Origin of the sequence: Shewanella sp. c952, from assembly GCF_019654975.1 — a bacterium.
GTDB lineage: Bacteria > Pseudomonadota > Gammaproteobacteria > Enterobacterales > Shewanellaceae > Shewanella.
In genome coordinates, this window is sequence record NZ_BPEW01000143.1 from 1 (window position 1) to 434 (window position 434).

Annotated in this window: 1 protein-coding gene; it reads left to right on the forward strand. The window is 54.8% G+C overall.

Annotated elements, in window-relative coordinates; genetic code table 11:
• Nucleotides 1-434 (forward strand): hypothetical protein (locus K5R16_RS22735; RefSeq protein WP_220740613.1); only part of this gene is annotated, 434 nt, incomplete at both ends.

Here is a 434-nt window from a genome sequence, read left to right on the forward strand (position 1 = left end):
GAAGAGAGAAGGAAGAGGAGGGGGGGAGAGGAGAGGGGGAGAAGAGAAAGAGAAGAGAGGGAAGGGAGAGGGAAGGGAAGGAGAGAAAAGGAAAAGAAAGGGAAAGAAGAGAAAAAAAGGAGCGAGGAGGGGGAAGCAAAGGGGGCGAAGGAGAGAAAGAAGGAAGAGAAAGGGGAAAGGAGGAGGGGGGAAAAAAGGGAGAGAAAGGGAGGAAGAGAGGGAGAGGGGAGGAGAGAGGGGAAAGGAGGAAAAAGGGAGAGGGAAGGGAAAGAAAAAGAGGGAGGAAGGGGAAAAGGAAAGGAGAGAGGAGAAGGAGGGGAAACGATGATGGAGGACGCAAAGGAAGGGCAGGGCGCACGGCGCGAGCGGGCACAGCAGGGAGGCAGGGAGGGGAAATGGGAGGGAAGAAGAGGAGAAGGAGAAAAAAAGGGAAA